This is a genomic window from Desulfonatronospira sp. MSAO_Bac3, from assembly GCF_003838035.1.
Lineage (GTDB): Bacteria > Desulfobacterota > Desulfovibrionia > Desulfovibrionales > Desulfonatronovibrionaceae > Desulfonatronospira > Desulfonatronospira thiodismutans.
Genome location: NZ_QYZY01000186.1, coordinates 1 through 2,714 on the forward strand (window position 1 = coordinate 1; position 2,714 = coordinate 2,714).

At 54.3% G+C, this 2,714-nt stretch carries 3 protein-coding genes; all 3 read left to right on the top strand.

Annotated features, from left to right (window positions below):
- A partial coding sequence (murJ, locus tag D5S03_RS06490; RefSeq protein WP_287043058.1) for a murein biosynthesis integral membrane protein MurJ occupies positions 1 to 1,182 on the top strand: 1,182 nt, incomplete at its 5' end.
- Positions 1,183 to 1,238: 56 nt separating this feature from the next.
- A complete protein-coding gene (locus tag D5S03_RS06495) occupies positions 1,239 to 2,447 on the top strand; it encodes a DUF1015 family protein (RefSeq protein ID WP_287043059.1) in 1,209 nt (402 codons plus the stop codon).
- Between the two features lie 17 nt (positions 2,448 to 2,464).
- Positions 2,465 to 2,714, top strand: a 250-nt coding sequence (locus D5S03_RS06500; RefSeq protein WP_287043060.1) for a methyltransferase domain-containing protein, incomplete at its 3' end; no start/stop codon positions are given.

A 2,714-nucleotide genomic window follows, 5' to 3' on the forward strand; every position in this document is an offset into this window, starting at 1 on the left:
CTGGTTGCCCCGGGCTTCAGGGAAGACCCGGAAATCTTTGAAACTACCGTCACCCTGGTGCGCATCTGCTTTCCCTACATAATCTTTATTTCCTCCGTGGCCCTGTGCATGGGCATCCTGAATTCCATGAACCACTTCATGGCTCCGGCCCTGGCTCCGGCGCTCATGAACATCACCCTCATCCTGTCCGCCCTGGGAGCCTACTACTCCGGGATGAGCGTGGCCCTGGCCCTTTCCTTCGGGGTGCTGGCCTCGGGACTCATCCAGTGGTTGTTTCAATATCCTTTTCTGAAAAAATCCGGATTTGGCTGGAGGGGTAATTTTTCTCTCTTTGATCCCGGCGTAAAACGAATCGGGAAGCTTATGCTGCCCACAGTATTCGGAGCTGCGGTATACCAGCTGAACATCCTGGCCGGGACTATACTGGCCTCCTTTCTGGCCTCCGGCTCCATTGCCTATCTCTATTACGCCGACCGTCTGGTTCAGTTTCCCCTGGGGGTATTTGCCGTAGCCATTGGAACCGCTGCCCTGCCCTCCCTTTCCTCCCTGGCCGGAGACCGGGACATGCAGGGTTTCAAGAACACCCTCAACTCATCCCTGAGCCTGACCCTGTTCATAGCCCTGCCCTCCACTGCAGGACTCATTGGACTTAGCTACCCTCTAATTGATGTCATATTCGGACGGGGAGCCTTTGGTGACGATGCCGTGCAGGCCACCTCCCTGGCCTTAGTGGGCTTTGCAGTGGGCCTGCCGGCTTTTTCCTGCGTACGCCCCCTGCTCTCGGCATTTTACGCCCTTGAGGACACGGTTACCCCGGTGAAGATAGCCGTCATCAGTCTGGTGCTGAACATCGCCCTGGGCATCCTTCTCATGCAGCACCTGCAGCACCTGGGCCTGGCCCTGGCAGCCAGTCTATCCTCCTGGGTAAATGTCCTGCTTCTGGGCCTGGCCCTGGGCCGCAAGACCGGCCCCTGGCTTACCGCCGGATCAAACCTGGTGAAAATGACCCTGGCAAGTTGTGCTTTACTTTTCATGCTGAAATTTGTAAGTGTAACCTCGTGGATGGCTATGGCCCTTATTCCGGTATGGGCTGTGATCTATTTTGCCCTGGCCTGGATGCTCAAAATACCGGATGCTCAGATCTTAATAAATTCCCTGAAACATAAAAGCGGGCAAAAATAATCTGCTTTGCATCCAGAAAACACGCCCGCATAAAACAACAATAGAATCATTATACTATGCCAGAATTCAAGCCTTTACAGTTTTACAGCTACGACTGGTCCCGGAAAGACATTGACCCGGAAAAGGTCATATCACCGCCTTATGATGTCCTATCCCGGGAAGACATTCAGGAACTGGCCCGGGACGAATACAACGTGGTGCACATCGACTCCCCTGTAAGCTATGATCACGCCCGGGAGCTCCTGGATCAGTGGATAAAAAAGCAGGTGCTCACCGCGGACCAGCAGCCCGGGTACTACATCCTGGCCTCGGAATATAAGACCCGGGGCAAATCCCGTACCCGCTGGGGGATCATGGGGGGACTAAGGCTGGAGCCCTTCGGGGAAAACGTATTCCCCCACGAGGAAACATATCCCAAGGCCAAAGAGGACAGACTCAACCTCATGCAGGCCACCCAGGGGCAACTGAGCCCTGTATTCGGGGTCTATGACGACCCGGAGCAATACGTGGAGAAAATCGGAGAAATATGCTCCGGCCAGAAGCCTATTATCTCGTTTACCCAGGAAGACGGCGTGTACAACAGGTTATGGCCGGTACCTGCAGAACATAACCCGCAGATACAAAGCCTGATGCAGGACAGAAAAATCTTCATCGCCGACGGCCATCACCGCTACGAGACCTCCCTTTATTTCATGCACAATCAGCCGGCAAGAGACAATGCACCGTGGGAATACATATTTATATACTTAAGCAACATCTCCTCGCCGGGACTGGAGATCTTTCCTTATCACCGCACGGTTTCCTGGGATAAAGAGTTCGACTGGCAAAAGGTCATGGAATCCGCCGGGAGGTACTTTGATATCATTCCCAGGGAAGACCCCTCTTTCCCGGAAGAAATGCCAAGGACAGACATGCTCATGCTGTGCCTGCCGCACATAAATTATCTGCTCATCCCCCGTCAGCCCGGAGAGGATATATTCGACAAAATCGGGGCATACGTCCTGGACCGGGTTATGCTTCGTGATATTATGGGCCTTGACGATGAGCAGCTGGCTTCGGGTAAATACCTGCACTACACCCACGAGGAAGACCAGACCCTGGAAAAGGTCAGAAGCGGGGAACTGCAGGCGGCTTTTTTCCTGCAGTCCGTACCCATCAATATCATGCAGGAGGCCTGCCAGGCCGGGCGGGTCATGCCCAGAAAATCCACCTTTTTCTATCCCAAGCTGCCCACGGGCATGCTCTTTCATCTCTGGGACAGGTAGCGCTTAAGAAGCAGCATATGAAACAGGGCGGTGCAGACCTGTTCCCGCGTGGGTTGGCCCAGCCTGAAGCTGGCTTTCGCTTCTCAGTGGACTCTTTATTATTGTCAGTCTTTTTGGTCCCGGGAAATAACTGGAAGGTTCTGGATCTTGGATGCGGGTGCGGCGTGGTGGGCCTGGGTCTTATTCTGGCCAACCCGGGAAAAGAGATCCAGGTCACTGGAGTGGACAATGATCCGGAAATGATCGAGTGCGCACGCCAGAACAGCC